Origin of the sequence: Salinimonas marina, assembly GCF_015644725.1 — a bacterium.
GTDB lineage: Bacteria > Pseudomonadota > Gammaproteobacteria > Enterobacterales > Alteromonadaceae > Alteromonas.
The window spans coordinates 865,608-888,263 of record NZ_CP064795.1; the positions used below are offsets into that span (position 1 = coordinate 865,608).

At 51.2% G+C, this 22,656-nt stretch carries 18 protein-coding genes and 1 other RNA gene; 10 read left to right on the forward strand and 9 right to left on the reverse strand.

Going from position 1 to position 22,656, the window contains the following annotated elements:
- Positions 1-28: 28 nt before the first annotated feature.
- Positions 29-1,858 carry a S8 family serine peptidase gene (locus IT774_RS03710; RefSeq protein WP_195811393.1) on the reverse strand — a complete coding sequence of 610 codons (1,830 nt, stop codon included), beginning with the start codon at positions 1,856-1,858 and terminating at the stop codon, positions 29-31.
- 224 nt (positions 1,859-2,082) lie between these two features.
- Between IT774_RS03710 and IT774_RS03715 the strand changes: the two genes are divergently transcribed.
- Together IT774_RS03715 and IT774_RS03720 are read left to right on the forward strand one after the other, a co-directional pair.
- A complete protein-coding gene (locus tag IT774_RS03715; RefSeq protein WP_195811394.1) occupies positions 2,083-2,436 on the forward strand; it encodes a Fis family transcriptional regulator in 354 nt (117 codons plus the stop codon).
- Between the two features lie 64 nt (positions 2,437-2,500).
- Complete coding sequence (locus IT774_RS03720) at positions 2,501-3,274, forward strand: sulfite exporter TauE/SafE family protein (RefSeq protein WP_195811395.1); 774 nt, start codon at positions 2,501-2,503, stop codon at positions 3,272-3,274.
- A 71-nt stretch (positions 3,275-3,345) separates the two neighbouring features.
- Here the strand turns inward: IT774_RS03720 and serA are convergent, their stop codons facing one another.
- The 7 genes from serA to ssrS form a co-directional block, all read right to left on the reverse strand.
- A complete protein-coding gene (gene serA / locus IT774_RS03725; RefSeq protein WP_195811396.1) occupies positions 3,346-4,575 on the reverse strand; it encodes a phosphoglycerate dehydrogenase in 1,230 nt (409 codons plus the stop codon).
- A gap of 182 nt (positions 4,576-4,757) precedes the next feature.
- Positions 4,758-5,414, reverse strand: coding sequence for a ribose-5-phosphate isomerase RpiA (gene rpiA / locus IT774_RS03730; RefSeq protein WP_195811397.1), 657 nt, complete (start codon positions 5,412-5,414; stop codon positions 4,758-4,760).
- Positions 5,415-5,454: 40 nt separating this feature from the next.
- The gene (locus IT774_RS03735; RefSeq protein ID WP_195811398.1) at positions 5,455-6,084 is read right to left on the reverse strand and encodes a 5-formyltetrahydrofolate cyclo-ligase; all 630 of its coding nucleotides are present in this window, start codon (positions 6,082-6,084) and stop codon (positions 5,455-5,457) included.
- 6 nt (positions 6,085-6,090) lie between these two features.
- Positions 6,091-7,674 carry a GAF domain-containing hybrid sensor histidine kinase/response regulator gene (locus tag IT774_RS03740; protein WP_232365174.1) on the reverse strand — a complete coding sequence of 528 codons (1,584 nt, stop codon included), beginning with the start codon at positions 7,672-7,674 and terminating at the stop codon, positions 6,091-6,093.
- A gap of 438 nt (positions 7,675-8,112) precedes the next feature.
- Positions 8,113-9,054 (reverse strand): nucleoside hydrolase, encoded by a 942-nt coding sequence (locus IT774_RS03745; protein WP_195811400.1) that lies wholly within the window; start codon positions 9,052-9,054, stop codon positions 8,113-8,115.
- Positions 9,055-9,069: 15 nt separating this feature from the next.
- Positions 9,070-9,963: a ribokinase gene (locus IT774_RS03750; protein ID WP_195811401.1), complete on the reverse strand. Its 894-nt coding sequence runs from the start codon at positions 9,961-9,963 to the stop codon at positions 9,070-9,072.
- Between the two features lie 22 nt (positions 9,964-9,985).
- Positions 9,986-10,169, reverse strand: a non-coding RNA gene (gene ssrS / locus IT774_RS03755) — 6S RNA.
- A 384-nt stretch (positions 10,170-10,553) separates the two neighbouring features.
- Here ssrS and IT774_RS03760 point away from each other — a divergent pair.
- The 5 genes from IT774_RS03760 (at position 10,554) to IT774_RS03780 (ending at position 16,340) form a co-directional block, all read left to right on the forward strand.
- A complete protein-coding gene (locus IT774_RS03760) occupies positions 10,554-11,120 on the forward strand; it encodes a UPF0149 family protein (protein ID WP_195811402.1) in 567 nt (188 codons plus the stop codon).
- A gap of 31 nt (positions 11,121-11,151) precedes the next feature.
- Entirely contained in the window at positions 11,152-12,462 is a 1,311-nt protein-coding gene (gene pepP, locus IT774_RS03765; RefSeq protein WP_195811403.1) for a Xaa-Pro aminopeptidase, read from the forward strand.
- 4 nt (positions 12,463-12,466) lie between these two features.
- A complete protein-coding gene (locus IT774_RS03770) occupies positions 12,467-13,738 on the forward strand; it encodes an FAD-dependent monooxygenase (protein WP_195811404.1) in 1,272 nt (423 codons plus the stop codon).
- Between the two features lie 4 nt (positions 13,739-13,742).
- Complete coding sequence (locus tag IT774_RS03775) at positions 13,743-14,915, forward strand: FAD-dependent monooxygenase (RefSeq protein WP_195811405.1); 1,173 nt, start codon at positions 13,743-13,745, stop codon at positions 14,913-14,915.
- Between the two features lie 135 nt (positions 14,916-15,050).
- Positions 15,051-16,340, forward strand: a complete 1,290-nt coding sequence (locus IT774_RS03780; RefSeq protein ID WP_195811406.1) for a M24 family metallopeptidase — start codon at positions 15,051-15,053, stop codon at positions 16,338-16,340.
- On the opposite strand, the gene IT774_RS03785 is transcribed toward IT774_RS03780, so the two are convergent.
- Entirely contained in the window at positions 16,333-17,196 is an 864-nt protein-coding gene (locus IT774_RS03785) for a LysR family transcriptional regulator (RefSeq protein WP_195811407.1), read from the reverse strand. The two genes, IT774_RS03780 and IT774_RS03785, sit on opposite strands and share 8 nt — an antisense overlap.
- A gap of 138 nt (positions 17,197-17,334) precedes the next feature.
- Here IT774_RS03785 and gcvT point away from each other — a divergent pair, with 138 nt between their 5' ends.
- The 3 genes from gcvT (at position 17,335) to gcvP (ending at position 21,835) form a co-directional block, all read left to right on the forward strand.
- Positions 17,335-18,414, forward strand: coding sequence for a glycine cleavage system aminomethyltransferase GcvT (gene gcvT / locus IT774_RS03790; protein ID WP_195811408.1), 1,080 nt, complete (start codon positions 17,335-17,337; stop codon positions 18,412-18,414).
- A gap of 27 nt (positions 18,415-18,441) precedes the next feature.
- On the forward strand, positions 18,442-18,831 hold the full coding sequence (gene gcvH, locus IT774_RS03795) for a glycine cleavage system protein GcvH (RefSeq protein WP_195811409.1): 390 nt from the start codon (positions 18,442-18,444) through the stop codon (positions 18,829-18,831).
- Between the two features lie 106 nt (positions 18,832-18,937).
- Positions 18,938-21,835, forward strand: coding sequence for an aminomethyl-transferring glycine dehydrogenase (gene gcvP / locus IT774_RS03800; protein ID WP_195811410.1), 2,898 nt, complete (start codon positions 18,938-18,940; stop codon positions 21,833-21,835).
- Positions 21,836-22,656 lie beyond the last annotated feature (821 nt).

Here is a 22,656-nt window from a genome sequence, read left to right on the forward strand (position 1 = left end):
CACTAGCTTCTGCGGGCAGAAAATAATATCAAAAGGCTACAGAGACGGACGCAGAACATACCGAGGTACCCGCTTCACAAACCTGGTAGCTATAGCTGTTGCTACCCTTACGATTTAGATTGTCAGTGTAAGCACCATCATTGGCCGTGGTGGTAATGACATTCCCATCACGATAGATATCTACCTCGTTCGCGCTCGCGTTAGACCAGGTAAGATCAACAACTTGCAGGCCTTTTACTTTATAACCGTCGCCGGTAAGCGTTAACTCATTCTGAGTTCCGCCCCCAGAACCCCCTGCACACGCGTTAGCGGTTAAATATGCATCAGCATCGGCGGCCTGCACAATACCATAACCGAAGTATACGTCCTTGCCAGCCGCGCCTGAGTCCCGGGCCGTAGCTTTTAGCGCGGCACGGATATCTTCACCACTGCAGGTCGGATGATTTGACCAAACCAACGCCGCCACCCCGGCCACCGCTGGTGTGGCCATTGAGGTGCCGCTCATATAACCATAATCGCTGGTACCTATACTAATATCTATTGTAGTGGCACTTACCAACTGTGCACGATCTTCAAACGTTGCGCCCACCGCCGGAATAGAGGTGTCGTTGGCTTCGCCCAATGTGCCATAAAGCATGCCGGGTTCGTTGTTGATTAACACCGCGCCCACGCCGCCAGATAACTCACAATTATTCACTTTGTCATAAAAAGAAATAGAGCCTCGATCGATTACACAAATCTTACCCGATGCATTATTGTCGATGTTATCGCCCAGACCCATAAAATAGGTGCTGGCCGAAGCGGTGCCGGTATTTTCCATGGCTGAGGAGGCAAAACCCTGACCGTCGGCGGTCATTGTTGCCAGGGTAGCGCCGTTAGCCGGATAGGTTGACAGGGTATCGACACCGCCGGCGGTGACTTCCACACAGGTCGTTTCATTTGTCGTCACGTTTTTACCGCGACCGGTGGTACATGACGGATACTGCGAAAAGTCGGCAATATTGTCATCACCATCGTTGGCCCCGATCATCATTACCGCCGGATAGCCAGCGGGGTAAGAACGCACATTGTTGCCGTCGTTACCGGCCGCTGCCACCACCAGACCACCGGCATTAACAAAGTCATTGAATGCATTTTCTTCGGTACTGTTAGCGCCGCCACCGCCCAGGCTCATATTTATTATATTAGCGCCGGCTTGAGAACATTTTTGGGCCGCAAAGGCTAAATCAGAGGAATAGCCCCAGCCTTCTGCATTAAATACTTTGATAATGTGCATTTTCACCCCGGGTGCCATACCCACTACACCATAGGTATTATCAGCAGCGCCAATAGTACCGGCTACATGGGTGCCATGGGGCCCGCCATTGTCAAACCAGTTACCAGTGCCGGGATCGTTATCACCGGTAATATTATTCCAGACAAAATCGGGATTAGAATCATCCAGGCCGGAGTCGATAACACACACTTTCGTATCAGTAGCGGCATTAAAATTGAGTTGATTAGCTTGCGATTGATAAACCGCGTAGGGCGTTATTTGCGTCGTATCCGGATTACCCGCATCATCATTGTAGAGTGCCATCGGAAAACGCTGAAGATCCTGTTCAATCAATTTCACATGAGGATTGTTCATCAATCCTTTGACTTGCGAAAGTGATTTTCCATCAAAGGTAGCAGCAATAAAGCCTTCGGCATCGATGTGTATCTTAGCCCCGGACTGCTTTGCCAGGGCTTTAACAATACCCTTGCTATTATTGTCTACCTGAATGATGTACCGGTCGCCTGTATTGGCTGAAACAGCGGTTGCGCCTAACGTCAAAAGTACAGCAGCTAATGTAGGTTTTAGAGGTGTTCTGAACATAAATATTGGTTTCCACTTGTTATTGTTGGCCCGTCAATCGACTGTTATCAGTCAGATATCATCCCTTTGGGCACTGTCCAAGGTCATCCGTTTGAGTATGCTATCTTAATTATCAATCCATTAACATTAAATTAACTTTTAGATAGGGTTTTCACCTTCTGGGACGCATCTTTATCTGTGGTAAAATGCGTAATGCTCAGTGTTTACGCAGATAAGCTTTTAAAATGAATAAAACCACCAAAAAACTTGATAACAATGTTGTTAAAGCGCTGACCTTAGCTTGTGAAGAAGTAAAACAATGGCAGATAGGGTTTGAGTGGCTGACCCATACGGCTCGCTACAATCACTTTCCGGGAAGTCTGATGATCACGTGTGTGTTTGCAAATGACGACCAGGTGGAGCGGGCAGTGGCTGATGGGCTGGACAAAAAATTACGCCAACGGATTCAGGGAAACTTACTAAAAGCGGGTATTAAAGTTAAAGATATCCGGCGCCATGTGCGCCTGGATAGTGAGCAGAGCTGCGCGCGTCAGGATCAGGGCGACTGGCAGCGGCGTATTGCCCGGTTTGAATGCTAACGCTTTATACCGTACTGCCCGGGCCTGCTGTTCGGCGATAGGCCCGTAGGCGTCTGACTCAACGATGAGCTGGGACTGGGCAGGGTTATTGGTGGCAGGCTTTTTTGGCGGCGTATTAAACAGTATTGCCGGAGGAGGCAGTTTTATCACCTTTCCGATGTTGCTGATGGCCGGGGTCCCGGCCATCAGTGCTAATGCCACCAACACCTTTGCCTCTTGTGCCGGCTACCTGAGCGGCGCTTACGCCTTTAAAGAAGAGCTTCGCAGCCATCGCTCGGTGTTGCCTGCTCTGGTGATGGTGAGCACCGTGGGCGGACTGGTGGGGGCCTGGTCATTATTGCAAACCCCCGAAACCGTTTTTCAAGAAGCCATACCCTGGCTGCTGTTATTTGCCACCTTACTGTTTATCTTTGGGGAGCAGCTAAACCGCGGGTTTAGAATGCTGGGTAACGGGCATGCCCGTATGGCAGGAACGGCAAGGGCCGCCTTAGTCGTGCTGTTGTTACTGATTGGTATATACGGCGGTTTTTTTAACGCGGGGTTGGGTATTATTTCGCTCAGTTATCTGGTGCTGGCCGGCTATACCAATATCAATGTGATGAACGCAATGAAATTGCTTATCTCATGTGTGGTGTCAATGATTGCGATTGTGATCTTCGTGGTTCAGGACCAGATTGCCTGGGTGGAAGGCGCGTTGGTGTTAACCGGCACTCTGGCGGGCGGGTATCTGGCGGCGCGCATCTCGCGATTGATAGCAGCGCATTATATTCGTTATTTTGTGATGATGGTCAGCGTACTTATCACCAGCTACTTTTTTATCGACATCTATGCAAACTGACTTTGTCGATTTACAGCAGGTAAGCCGCGGGGCGACTCACCTGCTTTATTGGGGGTTACCCCGCGAACCGTTTAGTGTAACAAGCGGGCTTTGATGGTGCCGTCAATCTGCATTAGCTGACTCAATCCGTCGTAGGCATTATCCGCGGCCACATCGATAACCACATAGCCGATATCCCCGGAGGTTTGCAGGTACTGTGCTTCAATATTGATCCCGCGCTCAGCAAAGGTACTGTTGATCTGCATAATAACGCCGGGCCGGTTTTCATGAATATGCAATAACCGCGAGCGGCCGGGGTGACCCGGTAACGAGACTTCGGGAAAGTTTACGGCCGACAGGGTGGAACCGTTATCACTGTATTTCGCCAGCTTGCCAGCAACTTCAATTCCAATGTTTTCCTGTGCTTCCTGAGTACTTCCGCCCACATGGGGAGTCAGAATAACATTGTCGAATTGACGTAGCGGCGACACAAACTCTTCGGTATTGGACTTTGGCTCTACCGGAAACACATCAATGGCAGCACCATTGAGGCGCCCGGCTTCCAGTTCTTTGACCAGCGCGTCAATATCCACCACCGTGCCCCGGGAGGCATTGATAAAAATACTGCCCGGTTTCATCTTCGATAGCGTCTGGGCATCGATCATATTCTGGGTGGAGTCGGTCTCAGGAACATGCAGCGAGACCACATCGGAGGACGCCAGCAGGGTATCCAGCTTCTTAATTTGCACCGCATTGCCCAGCACCAGCTTATCTTCGATGTCAAAAAACTGGACTTTCATGCCAAGATGCTCAGCCAGGATACTAAGCTGGGTACCGATATGACCATAACCAATGATGCCCAGGGTCTTTCCCCGGGCCTCGAAGGAGCCATTGGCCGATTTGTCCCATTCCCCACGGTGCGCCTTGGCATTTTTGGCAGGCACGCCCCGCAGTAACAAAATAATTTGTCCCAGCACCAGCTCGGCCACGGAGCGGGTATTCGAAAAGGGGGCGTTAAAAACCGGGATCCCGCGGCGCTGGGTCGCGTTCAGGTCGACCTGATTGGTGCCGATGCAAAAGCAGCCTACGGCGACCAGCTTTTGGGCGGCCGCAATAACCGGCTCGGTCAGCTGAGTTCGGGAACGAATACCAATAAAATGGACATCTTTAATCTTTTCAATCAGCTCCTCTTCCGGCAACGAGCTTTTAAGATACTCGATATTGCTGTAGCCACTGCTTTTCAGGGTTTCTACGGCGCTGTGGTGCACCCCCTCTAACAACAAAATACGGATCTTTTCTTTCGGTAATGACACTTTACTCATCGCTTGCAATCTCAGCCTTAGTGAATTATTAAAAGACATCTGGACGTCTAAATACCAAAGTACCAGATGTGACAGAAGGTGCAAAGAAGATTATCAGGCAATTTTGACCGCGCGGAAGTTGTCGCGGCTTGAAACCGCTCTTTAGCCATAGTCAGGCGACCACAGCTAAAGACATTAAACGCTTACTTGAAGGTTTTTACGCCTTGCTGGGTGGCACTTAACACCACATCGGCACCACGCATGGCAAAAATACCATTGGTTACCACGCCGACGATATTGTTGATCTTCGCTTCAAGCTCGCGAGGATTGAGGATTTCAAGATTGTGCACGTCTAAAATGACATTGCCGTTGTCGGTAACCACACCCTGACGGTAAACCGGATCGCCGCCCAGTTTGACCAGTTCCCGGGCCACATAAGAGCGCGCCATCGGAATCACTTCCACCGGCAATGGAAAATTACCCAATATCGGAACCTGTTTAGAGTCATCCACAATACACACAAAGGTCTCGGCCACCGCGGCGACTATCTTTTCACGGGTAAGGGCGGCGCCGCCGCCTTTTATCATATGTTTGTGTTCGGTGACCTCATCCGCGCCGTCCACATATATGCCCAATGAATCAACATTGTTAAGCTCAAACACTTCAATACCCGCCGCCTCGAGACGCTCGGTAGACGCCTGCGAGCTGGACACTGCCCCGGTTATTTTATCTTTTATTGAGGCCAGTTCATCAATAAAGTAATTAACGGTAGAGCCTGTGCCCACGCCCACGACGGTATCATATTGCACATATTGTAAGGCGGCTTGCGCAACGGCTTTTTTCTTTTCGTTCTGGTCCATAATCCCTCCCATCTTAAAGAATCAAAAGTGTACCTTATCCTCAGACCATTTGGGGGCTGGATTGCTGGCTTTGCGTGTATTTCTGGTTATGCACCCCCGCGGGCGTGACGATAACATCACAGGGGATGTCCCAGCTGGCGACGGGCAGGGCGTCTACCTGCTGACAATCGTGGGCGATGCCTACCAGCACCGGACGTTTGTCGCCGGCCGGCAACGCCGCCAGTGAGCGGTCATAAAAGCCCCCGCCCATGCCCAGCCGGTTGCCCTTCTTGTCAAAGCCTACCAGTGGCATCAGGATCATATCGTGCTGATTCAACAATTGAATATCAGCACAGCTGAGAATGGGTTCGGCAATATTAAAGCGGTTGGTGGTCATGGCGGTGGCTGAACAATAGCGCAAAAACAACAAGTGCTGTTTAGAAAAGGGGTGTAAAACCGGCAACGTTGTGTGTTTATTATCTCGCCAGCATTGCGACAGCATTGGCGTCAGGTCGGGCTCTCCGTCGTTTGCCAGATAACCGGCAATGGTGTGAGCGCGGGTGTAAGCCTCCAGACAGGTAAGATGATAGGCAATGGCTTGCGCGGCGTCATGTTGCGCCGCCGAGGTTAGCGCATTTCGCGCGGCGCGAAGGGTTTGTCGTAATTCTCGGCGGTTTGGCTGTGCAGGCATAACATTTTAAGATTCGGCTAAATAATAATTAAGCATACGGATGAGCTGATTCAATGCAATGGGTTTTGTTAAAATTGCATCCAGGCCACTCAATAACATGGTTTCCCGGTTGGTTACCGCATCGGCCGTCAGCGCCACCACCGGCAAGCGCGGGTTTTGTTGTTTGATAATTTCGGTGGCGCGCAGGCCGGAAATCCCCGGCAACCCAATATCCATGATAATTAAATCAAACGGATCATGACTGACGGCATCAACCGCCTCTTCGCCGGTGGCCACCAGCGCATGCGCCACATTCAGCTCATCCATTAATGAACTAATCACAATCTGATTTATTTCATTGTCTTCTACAATCAATAACCGAACGTCTGGCTTGATATGCAAATCTTCCGAGGCTTCTGAGCTGGTGTTAGGCGGGCATTGACCCAATGGTAGGGACAGCCGAAACTGATGGAGGTCCTCGACTTCAATCTGACCACCCAGCAAATTAATCAGATTTTTACTGATGCTAAGATCCTGAAAATTCTCGCTGATATAAAACTGTTCATCAAAGCAGATTTGGTGTGTGTTTAAAAATTCCTGTTCCAGTGGCGTCACCAACGGCTGTGTGCTTTTAAAGGTAAACTGCAACTGCGTTGCGGCAAACTGTACCTGACAAATTAACTGGCTGCGGGCGGGCAGGTGTAACGCCACATGATTCACCAGGGTGCTGATGATCTGACTGATTTTTGTGTCATCCAGGGTCATCGTTTGCGGCGCCGAGGTGGCCAGCGCCCAGCCGAGTTTGAGCTGGCTATTTACCATTTGCAGCATACTAAACAAACTGGTCAGATAATCTTTGGAGCGAATACTGCGGGGTAATGGCTGTAAACTTTTTTCGCTGTCATGGGCCACATTTAATACCGAGTCGACAATATCAAGTAGCCGGTGGCCGCTGGTCTGAATATGCTGCAACGCGTTATCAAAAGATTCCGGGAGATTATGCTGTGCTGTTTGCTGGCGTAACTGACGGCTAAACATCGAAATCGCATTTAAGGGGGTGCGCACCTCGTGGCTTAAGTACGACAGATAATGTTCTTTGTATTGCAATGCCCGCTGCAACTCCCGGCTGTTTCGGCGCAGCTCCATTTGCGCAATGACCGCGGCGCCCAGCGTCGATAACGCCTTGCGCTGCTCCTCATTCAGCACTCTGGGTTTATCGTCCAGGGTACATAATGTGCCCAGCGCAAATCCCCGTGGCGAAACCAATGGGGTACCCGCATAAAAACGGATATTCGGATGACCGGTCACCAACGGGTTATCAAAAAACCGCGGATCCTGCAGTGCATCGTGTACTTCAAACACATGGTCTTCAAGAATGGCATGGGCACAAAAGGCAACATTGCGATGGGTCTGCTGTGCATCCAACCCGATTCTCGACTTAAACCATTGCCGGTCCTGATCTATCAGACTGATAAGCGCAATCGGAGTACCACAAATCTGTGACGCCAGCGCGGTGAGCTGGTCGAAAACATCTTCACTGTCGCTGTCGAGTATTTCGTAACTTAACAGTTCAGCCAGTCGCTGACTTTCATTTATAGGCGGTGAGGGCATTTGCACAAGGCTTGTCTCTTATAACCAATATATTAAGAAATATAAGAGACAGCTACGCCAGGCAGAGCGGGCATAGTTTTGGTGTCTCGTTTTTAAAAAGCATAGGAGGTTATAACTAAAATCGCCAGTACCAGCGAGTCAACTTTAGTTGTAAATCAGGTATGAGTTGAAATAAGCGGTTGCATGCTTCAAAGCGTATTATGGTGCCATTGGGCCAGGCGCAGTAAGGCAACCACAAGGTGTTATACAAAAGGCGGACGCATTACCAGGACATGTTTAGTAACAATGTTGATGGCTGTTGTTCGAAACTGACCCGCTGTTTCGCTAGACCAACCAAAATAAAAAAACTCCGTCAGGAATAACTTCCCACACGGAGTTTTTTTACGTAGACGCTGGTGCTGCGCCATCGCGCCAGCGCCTTTGTAACGAAAGACAGGGTTAGCGGGCGTAGGTGTCCACAAACAACTGTTCCAGACCATCCCGGTCAACCTGTGTCGCCACTTTAATGGTTTGCGCTTCCAGCCATAAGGGGCTGGCGGTAGTGCCGGCCGGCGCCACCATGGTCTGGCCCCGGTTAAGCGGATCAGTGGCTACCCGGGCATGCCCTTCGGTCAGCTCAAACAATTCTGGCTTAATTAAATGGGCCAGCGGGAAGGCATCATGAAAACAACACACCCTCTCCTGGGCGTCACGGGTATAAAAATCAATATAAAACTGGGCAGCATCTTTAACAAACCCACCCAGTTTCGGATTCTTTTGGGCCAGGGTCTCCACAAATTCGGCCTTAAAGCGCACCGCATTGGTGACATCCAGACCAAACATGGTGACCTCCCAGTCAGCGCCAAACACAATTTCGGCGGCATGGGCGTCATTCCAGATATTGGCTTCGGCCACCGGGGTAACATTGCCTGGTACAAAAGCCGCGCCGCCCATAATGCTTACGCCTTTTACCAGCTTCGGCAGATCCGGCTCCAGGCGCAGGGCCAGGGCCAGGTTTCCCAGAGGACCGATGGCCACCAGCGTAATTTCACCAGGGTACTGACGCGCCATATCCACAATAAACTGGGCAGAACTGCGTGGGTCAAGCTGGCCTTCAATGGCCGGAAAATTAATGTTACCGAAGCCGTCATCGCCATGCACAAAATGCGCATAGGAAGACTCTGGTCCAACCCAGGGCATGCCAACACCCTTGGTGACAGGGATGTCCTGTTCCGCCAGTTTACACAGGGTTACCGCATTTTTAGCGGCCATATCCACGGGCACATTACCAAATACGGTAGTTAGCCCCAGTACGTCAATGTCAGGTGACTGGAAGGCAAAGAAGATGGCCATCGCATCATCAATACCCGGATCCGTGTCTAAAATAATCTTGTGTGTCATAGTATTCTCTGTGTACTAAGCGTGTTTCGCTAAAAAGCGGTCCACTTCTTCTTCGGTGGGGATAGACTGCGCGGCGCCTTTACGGGTAACAGCGATGGCTGAGGCGGCGCATCCGCGTACCAGCGCATCTTTAGCGGCAGTATGCTTGCTATAGGCAGATAAAAAATAGCCGATAAAGGTGTCGCCCGCGGCGGTGGTATCTACGGCTTCAACAGTAAATGCGGAAACTTTTTCGATGCCCTGTTCGGTGATCATCAGCACCCCATCTTTACCTAAGGTGATTAACACCTCGGCATGGGCCCACTGTTGCTGGAAAACTTTGATGATCTCATCCAGTGCCTCGGCCCCGGTCAGTGCCGCGGCTTCGGTTTCATTGACAATCAACAGATCCACGCAATCCAGGGGCAAGGATTTGACCGATTCACTCATCGGCGCGGGGTTAAAGGCAACCCGCAATCCTTTTTCTTTGGCCTGTTTTAAGACTTCGTCGATACAGCTGGTTTCGTTTTGGGTGAGCACCCAATCCATATCGCCAATGTCTAACAGCGATTTTTGCACAGTATCGGAGGTCAGCGTAAGGTTGGCGCCACCAAACAGAACAATGGCGTTTTCACCGCCTGGCGTCACCTGAATAATGGCATGACCTGAAGGCACGTCATGACACCTTACATAACGACAGTCGACACCATGCTTGATGAGGGTTTGTTTAAAACTGGCATCAGACTCGTGGATGCTGCCTACGTGCTTAACGTCGGCGCCGGCCAGGGCCAGTGCAATAGACTGGTTGGCACCTTTGCCACCCAACAGTTGCTGATAGTTTGATGAGGCAATGGTCTCACCGGGTCTGACAAAATGTTCAACCGAATACACATGGTCGATATTAATAGACCCAAAATTAATTACAGCCATTTCTTCTTCTCGTCGAAAGAGGGCGTCTCCCAGAATGCCGCTGCCCAATCGTTCGCCCGTGAGCCGAAAGGTTCACGGCGGAAGAATCATCATAACCGTAGGCTTCTCGATACGAGCCGAGCTTGCACAGTAGTTATAAGTTCAACTTCCTTTTAAAAAAGCATCGGCCAGGGACATGAATGGACTGGCGCACATCCCAGGAGACATTGATTAAATAACAAGCGCAACAGGGTATATCAAACGTACCGTCTCGGGAAGAGATCATTATTTTGTACGTCGTTATCCTTGTTGTTCAGGTCAGTAGGATACTAACAGGTTGAGTCACTGGATTTCCACTACCTCAACAGGTCAGAAGCGATGACCCGATTATGTTGTCAGACAAAAAAATTTCAACCAAAAGTTAACCATTTGGTCAAAAGAAATAGCTTGCAGTTAAATAATAAAGCATCTTCGCTCATTACGAAAGGGCAGATGCGATTATCTACGCTTTGTTGGGCAGTTGCTGAACAAAGCCAGCATACTGGGTTTTCCAGCCGGTTTTTGCTAGCATAACGTGTCAACATACAAGCATTATATTAAGGGTTGTTCGCGTGGACAAACAGTTAGATTACGACAGCATTACCAATGTGTTGTTCCAGGGCTCGGTAAATGCCGATGCCGCCGAAGTTCATGGCACCATGTGCGGTATGTTATGTGGCGGGATGTCACTGACCGACCGCAAATGGCAGACCGTGCTGGCCGATACCACGAATCAGGGCGAAACCTTTTCGCAACTGGTTAGCTTCAAACTCGAACAGCTCTTCAGCCAGACCATCGAACAACTGCTGGAAGGCGAGTTTAGCCTGCAAATGATGCTGCCCGATGATCAGGCCCCGATTAATGATCGCGGTGCCGCGCTGATTAACTGGGTGCAGGGTTTTTTGCTTGGCTTTGGGTTGCATCAGCAAAATCTTGAGCAGTGCTCAGCGGATGTAAAAGAAGCTGTGCAGGACTTTTCCGATATTTCACGTATGGAAGAACCGATGGATTCTGATGAAGAGTCAGAACGGGCATTAAATGAAGTGGTGGAGTATGTGAAAATTTCAGCACTGCTGTGCTTTAGTGAGCTGGGTCGCTCGTTACTTGACGATCAACAGGAAAAACCTTCTGTTCATTAACCATTTCGCTCATTAACCAACAAAGGCGCCTATGATTAGCCAACAGGAATTTTTTGCCCGCCGGCAGCGACTGCTGGCCCAGTGCCAGCCTAACAGTGTGTGTCTGATACCGGCGGCCTCGCGGGTGACTCGTAGCCGTGATACCGAATATACGTTTCGCCAAAACAGCGATTTTTGGTATTTAACGGGCTTTGATGAACCCGATACCTGGCTGCTGTTATCTAATCATGAACGCCACGGCGGCAGCTTTATGGCCATGGTATGTCAGCCAAAAGATAAAGACAGTGAAATCTGGCATGGTCGGCGTTTAGGGACCGAGATGGCCCTGGCGCGTTTTGACCTTGACGAAGCTTACGACCTGGATGAATTACCGGAAGTGCTGATGCACTGGCTGATGGGACACGATCAGGTTTATTTTGGCCAGGGCCAGAATGCCACCGCCGATACTCTGTTTAATGGTGCCATGCAGAGTCTGCGCGAGGCGCCCAAAGAATACAGTGCCCCGGTGGCCACCCTGGATGTGCAGCCGCTGTTGCATGAAATGCGATTGTTTAAATCGGCGTGTGAAGTGGCGGTGATGAAAGCCGCCTGCCAGATCAGCGCCCGTGCCCATTGCCGGGCCATGCAATCTGCTGCTCCCGGAGTGTTTGAGTACCAGCTTGAAGCCGAGCTGCATCATGAGTTTGCCATGGCCGGGGCTCGCTCGCCGGCATACTCCACCATTGTCGGCAGCGGTGAAAATGCCTGCATTTTACATTATACCGAAAACAGCAAAGAGCTGGCCGCCAATGAGCTGGTGCTGATCGATGCCGGCGCCGAATTTATGGGCTACGCTGCCGATATTACCCGCACGTTTCCAGTGTCAGGCACCTTCAGTGCGCCACAAAAAGAAATTTATAACCTGGTGCTGAAAGCTCAGGAAAAAGCGCTGGCCATGCTGGGCCCCGGGGTTACGTTGCGCGATGCCACTGAACGGGTAATCGAAACCCTGACCGAAGGGCTGGTGGCGTTAAAGCTGTTGCCCGGCACTGTGGCCGAAAACCTGGACAGTGAAAGCTGGCGACAATTTTTTATGCACGGCCTAGGACATTTTATCGGCCTGGATGTGCATGATGTGGGCGATTATCGTATTGATGGCGAAGACCGGCCGTTGCAGCCGGGCATGGTGCTGACGGTTGAGCCGGGCCTTTACATTGCCCCGGATGCGCCGGTGGCTGAACAATATCAGGGCATTGGCGTACGTATAGAAGATAATGTGGTGGTGACTGCAACCGGCATTGAGGTATTAACCAGTGATGTGCCTAAAACAGTGCCTGAACTAGAAGCCCTGCTACAGAGATAAACTTTTGGAACAAACGGATATTGCGATTGTGGGCGGCGGTACCATTGGCCATGCACTGGCTGCCGGCTTGCTGGCGCACACCGCTTTTAAGGTTACCCTGCTTGACGCTAACCCCGCCCAGCCCGCAGGGGCAGCGTTAAAGACAAAGCAGGTAAGCGCTGAAGAGCCTCGCTTTGGTGACAGACACGAAAAGGCTGCCGGTATGGTTCATCCCGGCTTTGATGCCCGGGTGATTGCCCTGGCGCGGCGTACCGTGGATAGCCTGCAAGCAATGGGCGTCCCCGTAGATTCTGCCTGTACCGAAGCCATCGGACATATTCAGATTACGGATCAGGGCAGTCTTGGGTTCTGTCAGTTACATGCCGAAGATTTCCGATTATCCTCATTTGGGGAAGTTATTGCGCTTAAAGAGCTGGGACGGCTGTTAACCACCCATAATCTGTCTAACGGACTGAATTATCTGGTCAGCACGCCGGTGCATCAGCTTCATCAGGGTCAGGGTGAAGTGATACTGGCGCTGGATGAGGACGAAAAACTGAGCAGCAAACTAGTGATCCTGGCAGATGGCGGGCGCTCAGGTCTGGCCGAACAGGTTGGCATTGAACGGACCAGCATGTCATACGAGCAGGTCGCCATTACCTGCAATGTGCTGACCAGCGAGGCGCATTACCAACGTGCCTACGAACGGTTTACGCCCCACGGGCCGCTGGCCTTTTTACCGTTTAACCCTGGCGATACCCATGCTGGCCATAGTTTTTCGATGGTATGGACGGTGGCTGCTGATAAAGCCCAGGCCCTTCTGCAACTCGCTGATACGGAATTTTTACGGGCCTTACAACGGGCGTTCGGCTATCGACAAGGGCGGATATATGAAACCGGCCCGCGCCACGCTTATCCCCTGGAGCTGGCCCAGGCAAACCAGTTAACCAGCCATCGTATCGCTATGGTCGGTAACGCTGCGCAAACCCTGCATCCGATTGCCGGACAGGGCTTTAACCTGGGCCTGCGTGATACGCTGGATCTTGTAGAGACATTAACCTGTCACTCTGATCCCGGTAGCTATGGCACATTAAGACAGTTTGAGCAGGCACGAAGCGCGGATCGTGAGCAAACTATCTGGCTGACCGATGCCCTGGTACGGGGATTTTCCAATCGCTATGCGGGGTTAGGTGCCATGAGAAACGCTGGATTAATTGCCCTGGATAATGTTTCAGCATTACAACAGGCCTTTGTGGCGCGTACCACCGGTTATGGTCCGGCAACAGGCAGGAGCTAACAGTATGCAAAAGATGGATGTGGTAATTATTGGCGGTGGCATGGTGGGCCTGACCCTGGCCGCCGCGTTGGGACAAAGTACGCTGCGGGTGGCGGTCATTAGCCATAGTGCATTTACCGAAACCTTATCTGCTGCGCCGTCGCTGCGGGTCAGTGCGATTAACGAAGCAAACCATGAGGCGTTGGAACGTCTGCAGGTCTGGCAGTATTTACCCGCTGACCGGGTCGCGCCTTACCAGCACATGCACGTGTGGGATAAAGACAGTTTTGGCCATATTCATTTTGATGCCAGTGATATGCAACGCCCGAAGCTGGGCCATATTATTGAAAATCAGGTGTTAACCAATGCGCTGGCAGAACAAATTCAGCATTTGCGGAATGTGACGCTGATTGAAGCCGGGGTAGACAAAATTCTGGCAGGCGATCAGGAAACCATGCTGATGCTAAACAACGATGAGGTGGTGTCGTGTCGGTTGTTGGTGGGGGCAGATGGAGCCAACTCGATGGTACGCCGCCATGCTGGCTTTCCTGAAACCTTCAGAGATTATGACCATCGCGCCATAGTGGCCACCATTCGAACCCCACAGCCCCATGAAGCCTGCGCCCGCCAGGTTTTTACCCCCGATGGCCCGTTGGCATTTCTGCCGCTAAATGATCCGCATGTATGCTCGGTGGTCTGGTCTCAGCAAACCGACAAAGCCGAAGCGCTGATGGCGTTATCCGACACCGACTTTGCCCACGCCATGACCGCGGCCTGTAACAGTGAGCTGGGTTCAGTGGCGCTGGAAAGTGACCGGCGTGCCTTTACCCTGACCATGCGTTACGCCCGGCAGTGGGCCGACAATGGGGTGGCCATCATTGGCGATGCCGCCCATACCATCCATCCGCTGGCCGGGCAGGGCGCTAACCTGGGCATGCAGGACGCATTGGTACTGGCTGATCACCTGGTGCAGCTGCATGAAAATGGTCTGCCGCTGGGGCGCTATAAACACCTGCGTGCATTTGAACGCGCCCGCAAAACCGAAGCCATGAAAATGATTGCCGCCATGGACGGTTTTAAAGCCCTGTTTGATGGAGACAATCCATTGAAAAAACTGGTTCGCAGTACCGGGCTGGCCGTAACCAATGAGTTGCCGCTGGTAAAACGAAAGCTGATTGAACAGGCTATGGGCTTTTAAGACCGCCTTTCTGTATTTACCTAATCCAATCCGGCTCGCCGGGTTACAAGCTCAGGATTGCAAAGCCTGAGCGACCCACGCATGATGGGATTGTTAATATTATTATCTTTATTGCCACTATCACGGAGTGAAAACATGGATAAGCGCGCTTTTCTGAAATTTACCGGAGCCGGTCTGGCTGCGGCGCCGCTGGCTTCATTTGCCCAGCAGGAGACTGCTAAAAAGCCGTTTTATACCGATACCAAGATTGCTGATATCACGGCGTCGGTAAGCCCGATAACCGCTAAAGAGCGCCGCACGCGGATTGCCAAAGCCCAGCAGTTGATGGCCAAAAATGATATGGCGGCGATAATTTTAGAGCCCGGCGCCGCCATGGACTATTTTACTGGTATCCAGTGGTGGCGCAGTGAGCGCCTGACGGCCGTGGTTATTCCCCGGGAAGGGGACATCGCCGTGGTAACGCCATTTTTTGAAAAGCCCAGTGTAGAAGAGTCGCTGCAGGTAGGTGAAGATATCCGGGTGTGGCAGGAACACGAAAGCCCGTTTAAGCAGGTGGCGCAAATTCTTGCAGATCGCAAGGTGGACAAGGGTCGCCTGGGCTTTGAGTCCAGTGTTCGCTACTTTGTGTTAAATGGTTTGATGCCGCTGTTGCCTGATATGCAGAATGTCTCGGCCGAGCCGGTGACCCTGGGGTGTCGCATGTTCAAAAGCGAGCATGAGCTGCGGCTGATGCACAAGGCCAACGAGGTGACATTAAAAGCCTATACCCATGTGTATGAACGGCTGGAAGCGGGTATGTCGCAGGCGGATGTGAAAGATCTGATGCAGCAGGCTCAGCAAAAACTGGGTGGCAGTGATTTGTGGGCGATGGCGCTGTTTAATGAAGGCAGTGCTTATCCTCACGGCACCCGCAAAGAGCAGGTGTTAAAAGAAGGTTCGGTGGTGCTGATGGACTGTGGCTGTGCGGTCCACGGGTATCAGTCTGATATTAGCCGTACCTTTGTATTTGGTGAGCCCACCGACAAACAACAGCAGGTCTGGAACAGTGTACGTAAAGGCCAGCAGGTCGCATTTGACCAGGCCCAGCTTGGTAACACTGCCGGCAGCGTCGATGACGCGGTTCGCAGCCTGTATAAAAAACAAGGCTACGGGCCGGATTACCAGCTTCCCGGACTGTCTCACCGTACCGGTCATGGCATCGGGATGCAGGGTCACGAGCGGGTGAACTTTGTGCATGGTGAAAAAACCACCTTACAAGCGGGCATGTGTTTTTCCAATGAGCCGGGGATTTATATTCCGGGCGAATTTGGGGTGCGTCTGGAAGATTGTATTTATATGAACAGTAAAGGCCCGCAATGGTTCACCCGTCCTCCCAAAAGCCTGGCAGAGCCGCTGGGCGAACTGGCACCGTTAGCACTTAGCTAGCCGTCGCCCCGGTGGTCAGCCGTGACTTGATAAAGTCGGCCAGCGTTTTGCTGACCACCGGATGCTGGGTATCCAGATTGAACAAACAAATATTAATCCGTCCCAGCTGGGGAAGATTTGGATGTTTTAAAACCATCAGATTGTCCGGCATGCTGGAACGCGCCAGTGCGGTAATGCCCAGCCCCTGACCAATCGCCGCCACCAGGCCGGATAAATCGGCATTGGTGTAGGTGATTTTCCAGGCTTTGGTCTGGCGTTTTAACTGCTCAATGACCCGGCTTCGATAAACACAGCCATCCGGCGCCAACACCAGGGAAATGGTATCGCCGCCAATCCGTCGGGTAATATCGCCGGCCCACACCATGTCATCCTGTAACAAGACCTCGCCGTCGGTCTGCTCCTGCGGATTGGCCAGCGCCAGAATCAAATCAAAACTATCCCGACGGGTGTGATGCAATAGGTCCCGGCTTAGCGCAGAGGTAACTTCAAGGGACACATCCGGGTAGCGTTTGGAAAACTCGCCAATTAAGCCGGGTAGCAGGGTAGACGCAAATTCACTGGGTATGCCCAGCCGCAGCCGACCACTGAGAGGCGCTGGGTTTAAAGCCCGAAAAATATCATCATTGAGCGCTAATAATTCCCGGGCTTTAGCGTACAGCCAGTTACCGTCGGCACTGGGCGTATGGCGCTGGCCGACCTTGGAAAACAATTTGCGGCCTAGTTGGGTTTCCAGTTTTTTAATCTGCAGGCTCACCGCAGGCTGCGAACGGCCCAGCCACTCACCGGCTTTGGCATAGCCGCCTTGCTCTATAACCGTGACAAAAGTACGTAAGTTGTCCAAGGATAACTGTTTCATATAGATTTGAATTACTGATATGCAATAAACATTAGATAACAATTTTAAATGTATTGATAAAAATTTCCAATTTGTTGTCGTTATAGTGCCACCCTATACTGCTGTTCACACTTACATAACAAGATAAGGTTGTATTGTATGACCAGCAAAACGGCTCTACACGCAAAGCACCTGGAAGCCGGGGCGAAAATGGTAGATTTTTTTGGTTGGGAAATGCCCATCAGTTACGGCTCTCAGATTGAAGAGCATCATGCGGTACGTCAGGATGCCGGCATGTTTGATGTGTCACATATGACCATTGTTGATATTACCGGCGAGCAGGCCCAGGCCTATTTGCGCTATCTGCTGGCCAACGACGTAGCCAAGCTTAAAGACAAAGGCAAAGCGCTTTACAGCGGTATGCTGAACGAAGCCGGCGGCGTGGTCGACGACCTTATCGTATATCATTTTGATAACACCAATTACCGGCTGGTGGTTAATTCGGCTACCCGCGAAAAAGACATGAACTGGTTACTGGACAAAGCAGAAGGCTTTGAGGTTACCATTACCGAAAAGCCGGATTTTGCCATGATTGCGGTGCAGGGTCCTAACGCCAAAGAAAAAGCAGCAACCTTATTCAGCGCCGCGCAAAAAGAAGCGGTGGAAGGCATGAAGCCTTTTTTCGGGGTACAGGCCGAAGACCTGTTTATCGCCACTACTGGCTATACCGGCGAAGCCGGATATGAAATCATGGTGCCAAAAGCACGAGCAGGTCAGTTTTGGCAGGAACTGGTAGATGCCGGGGTCAAGCCGTGTGGTCTGGGTGCCCGCGATACCCTGCGATTAGAAGCCGGCATGAACCTGTATGGTCAGGACATGGATGAAACCGTATCGCCGCTGGCGGCTAACATGGGCTGGACCATTACCTGGGAACCAGCTGATCGCGACTTTGTCGGGCGTAGCGCGCTGGAACAACAAAAAGAGCAGGGCACCGACAAGCTGGTGGGTCTGGTCATGAAAGAAAAAGGCGTATTACGCGCGGGTCAAAAAGTAAAAACCGATAACGGCGAAGGCATCACCACCTCAGGTACATTCTCGCCTACATTGGGCCATGCGATTGCTATGGCGCGCATTCCAGCCGGCTCGCCTGAAACGGTAGAGGTGGAAATGCGCAAAAAGTGGGTTACAGTAGACGTGGTCAAACCTAGCTTTGTTCGCAATGGTAAAAGTGTCTTATAACTAACAATTTAAACGTCAGGATATACTATGAGTAACATTCCAAAAGATTTACGCTACGCCGCCACTCACGAATGGGTGCGCCCCGAAAGCGATGGTGTATTCACTGTTGGCATTTCTGAACATGCACAGGAATTATTAGGCGACATGGTTTTTGTCGACCTGCCTGATGAAGGCGACAAAGTCAGCACCGGTGACGACGTCGCCGTGGCCGAGTCGGTAAAAGCCGCTTCTGATGTCTACACTCCGCTTACCGGCGAAGTAATTGCGGTAAACGAAGATTTAGAAGACTCGCCAGAGCTGGTCAACTCTGACCCTTATGGCGATGGCTGGTTATTCAAAATTAAAGCCGACGATCCGAAAGAAGTAGAAAATCTGCTGGATGCCGACGGCTACAAGGCTTCAATTGACGAAGAGTAAGTCTTCGCCAGAATTTGCTTAGTCATTATTTATATGAAGTAAAAGGGGCCGACACAATCGCCCCTTTTTTCTTTCACGAACAAGTGGACATGCTTAAGTAATTGTTATGACAGACACCTCCATTACGCTGGCTCAGCTAGAGCAAAAAAACGACTTTGTTCGCCGTCACATCGGCCCGGGCGAAGATGAAATCAACGAGATGCTGCAAATCATCAATGCCGAGTCATTAGAGGATTTAACCCAGCAAACCGTCCCGGCTGGTATCGAGCTGGATAAACCGATTGCAACCGGCGAGGGCGCCACCGAAGTTAATGCATTGAGTGCACTGAAAAAGGTGGCAGCCAAAAACAAAATCAATCGCTCCTTCATCGGTATGGGCTATTACGATACCCATGTACCCAATGTTATTTTGCGCAATGTGCTGGAAAATCCCGGCTGGTATACCGCCTATACACCGTATCAGCCAGAGATTGCCCAGGGACGTTTAGAAGCCATTCTGAACTTCCAGCAGGTCACCATCGACCTGACCGGTCTGGAGCTGGCCTCAGCCTCATTGCTGGATGAAGGGACGGCGGCGGCGGAAGCCATGGCCCTGGCCAAGCGGGTTTCGAAAAACAAAAAAGCCAATCTGTTCTTTATTGCTGATGATGTACATCCGCAGACCCGTGACGTGGTGGAAACCCGCGCCGAAATGTTTGGCTTTGGAATTGTCAGTGGCCCGGCCGAAGAGGCTGCCGAACACGATGTGTTTGGTGCGTTGTTGCAGTATCCGTCAAGCACCGGTGAAGTAACCGATATTCGCGATATCATCAGCGCAGTACAGGCCAAAAAAGGCATTGTGGCGGTAGCGGCAGACCTGATGAGTCTGGTGATGCTGAAATCCCCGGGTGAACTGGGCGCCGATGTGGCCCTGGGCAGCGCGCAGCGCTTTGGTGTACCGATGGGCTATGGTGGTCCACACGCCGCATTTTTTGCCACCCGCGACAGCTATAAACGCTCATTACCTGGTCGTATCATCGGGGTCAGTAAAGACACCCGTGGTCGTCCGGCACTGCGTATGGCGCTGCAAACCCGTGAACAACATATCCGTCGTGAAAAAGCCAACTCAAACATCTGTACCGCGCAGGTGTTACTGGCCAATATGGCGTCGTTTTATGCGGTGTATCATGGTCCCAAGGGGCTTAAAACCATCGCCCAGCGAATTCATCGTCTAGCCGATATTACCGCCACCGGCCTGAAACAAAAAGGCCTGGCGCTTAAGCATGCGACCTGGTTCGATACCCTGACGGTACTGACCGACAACAAAGATCAGATTCTGCAACGCGCCTACGACAAAGGCCTGAACCTGCGTGCCGACTTAGATAACGCGGTCGGTATCGCGTTTGATGAAACCACCACCCGTGATGATGTGCAGGCATTGTTTGATGTGTTGCTGGGCGATGCTCACGGCCTGGATGTTGAAAAACTTGATAGTGAGGTGACCACCCAGAATGTGCAGTCGATCCCGGCTGATCTGGTACGCACCAGCGATATACTGACCCACGAAGTCTTTAACCAGTATCATTCAGAAACGGAAATGCTGCGCTATATTAAATCTTTAGAAAATAAAGATTTAGCCTTAAATCACTCGATGATTTCGCTAGGCTCATGCACCATGAAACTTAACGCCACTGCCGAGATGATTCCGGTGACCTGGCCTGAGTTCGGGCAGCTGCATCCATTTGCGCCGCTGGACCAGGCCACTGGTTATCATGAGATGATTGCTGAGCTGGCCGAATGGCTTATCAGCATCACCGGTTATGATGCCATGTCGATGCAGCCAAACTCCGGTGCTCAGGGCGAATACGCCGGCCTGCTGGCCATTCAGCGTTATCATGAAAGCCGTGGTGAAGGACATCGAAATGTGTGTCTGATCCCCAGCTCTGCGCACGGGACGAATCCTGCTTCAGCGCAAATGGTTAGCCTGAAAGTGGTGGTCGTCAATTGTGACAAGAACGGCAATGTGGATCTTGCTGACTTGCGCGCCAAAGCCGAAGAAGTGGGCGACAATTTGTCGTGTGCGATGATCACCTATCCGTCTACCCACGGGGTATACGAAGAAACCGTGCGAGAGATGTGTGAAATTGTGCATCAGTATGGTGGACAGGTGTATATGGATGGCGCCAACATGAATGCTCAGGTCGGTATTACCGCACCGGGCTTTATTGGCTCAGATGTATCGCATCTAAACCTGCATAAAACCTTCTGTATCCCCCATGGTGGTGGTGGCCCCGGCATGGGTCCCATCGGCGTAAAATCACACCTGGCACCGTTTTTACCTAATCACACCGTGATTGATATTGAAAATGCCGGCAAAGATTGTGGCGCCGTATCCGCGGCGCCGTGGGGCAGTGCCTCAATACTACCAATCAGCTACATGTATATCAAAATGATGGGCGCCGAAGGCTTACGTAAAGCGACCCAGGTGGCTATATTGAATGCTAACTATGTCGCCAAGCAGCTCGAAGGGCATTTTGAGGTGTTGTACAAAGGTCGTAATGGTCGGGTGGCGCACGAATGTATTATTGATTTGCGGCCACTTAAAGACGGCAGCGGTGTAAGCGAAATGGATATTGCTAAGCGCCTGAACGACTACGGTTTCCACGCGCCCACCATGAGCTTCCCGGTCGCCGGTACGCTGATGATTGAGCCTACTGAGTCAGAAGCCAAGTACGAGCTGGACCGCTTTGTAGAAGCCATGATTAGCATTCGTCAAGAGATTGCCAAGGTGGAAAGCGGCGAGTGGGATGCCACCGACAACCCACTGCACAATGCACCGCATACCCTGGCCGATATCTGTGACAGCGACTGGAACCGTGGTTATGACCGTCAATTAGCCGCCTATCCGGTAGCCGCCGTGGCCCGGAATAAATTCTGGCCCAGCGTAAACCGTATCGATGATGTGTATGGGGACCGCAACCTGATGTGTTCATGCCCTTCGATAGATACTTATCGGGACGAGTGAGTTGTTGTTGCCAGTTTCGAATTAAGTTTGTGAATTTTAAATTAGTTTGTGAATAAAATTAGTTCGTGAAATAAATGAAGTTTGTGAAAAGGGCCGTAAGGCCCTTTTTTACAATATATTAATTTTCGTCAGAGTAGCCGGAACTGCTCGTCGTACAGTACTATTTGCGTCCAGTCTCAAGTCTTTTTAGGCAAGCCAAATTCCGGCAGCCTAAGATTGATCTAATTCATGCTGGCGTAGCTCAAAATTAGAGGCGACATCACAATAAGGGGGTTATGTTCAATCCACTTCGTTTCTTACTGATTTGATTTACGAAAGTTCACAGTGCTCGCGGCTGTCGACAGCCTGCTAATTTGGGAGACTCACTGTCTTCTCGTCGCGAAACCGTATCTGAGCGTGTTAGTTTCCCTCCTCGATATGAATTGAACCCGAGAACGGTTGAATGCGAAATGCCGTCCGCTGCTCTAATTGTGGTGCAACAAATGCTCTCAACCTGATCACCCGCCCTATGCCGAGCTTTCTGGGCCGGGACGAGTCCTACTTTATTGTGAGTCCTGTCGATATGATACTGGTGAGTGTTTCGGGATCAATATCCCCATCTAAGACGTGACACGAGAGATCTTTCTCTGGCTCTATCGGGATAACAAAACAGCCTCGAGCCCATCGATGGACGTAGAGATAATGTTTGGTATTTCTGATGGACGATTAGCACGGGAAGCGCGGCAAATATTAGCCGATTTGGAAAATAAACAGGCATAGCCACTATCGTCTTGCGAGTGGGGTTGGCTGTATTAGCGAAATGTTATGCTATACTGAATACT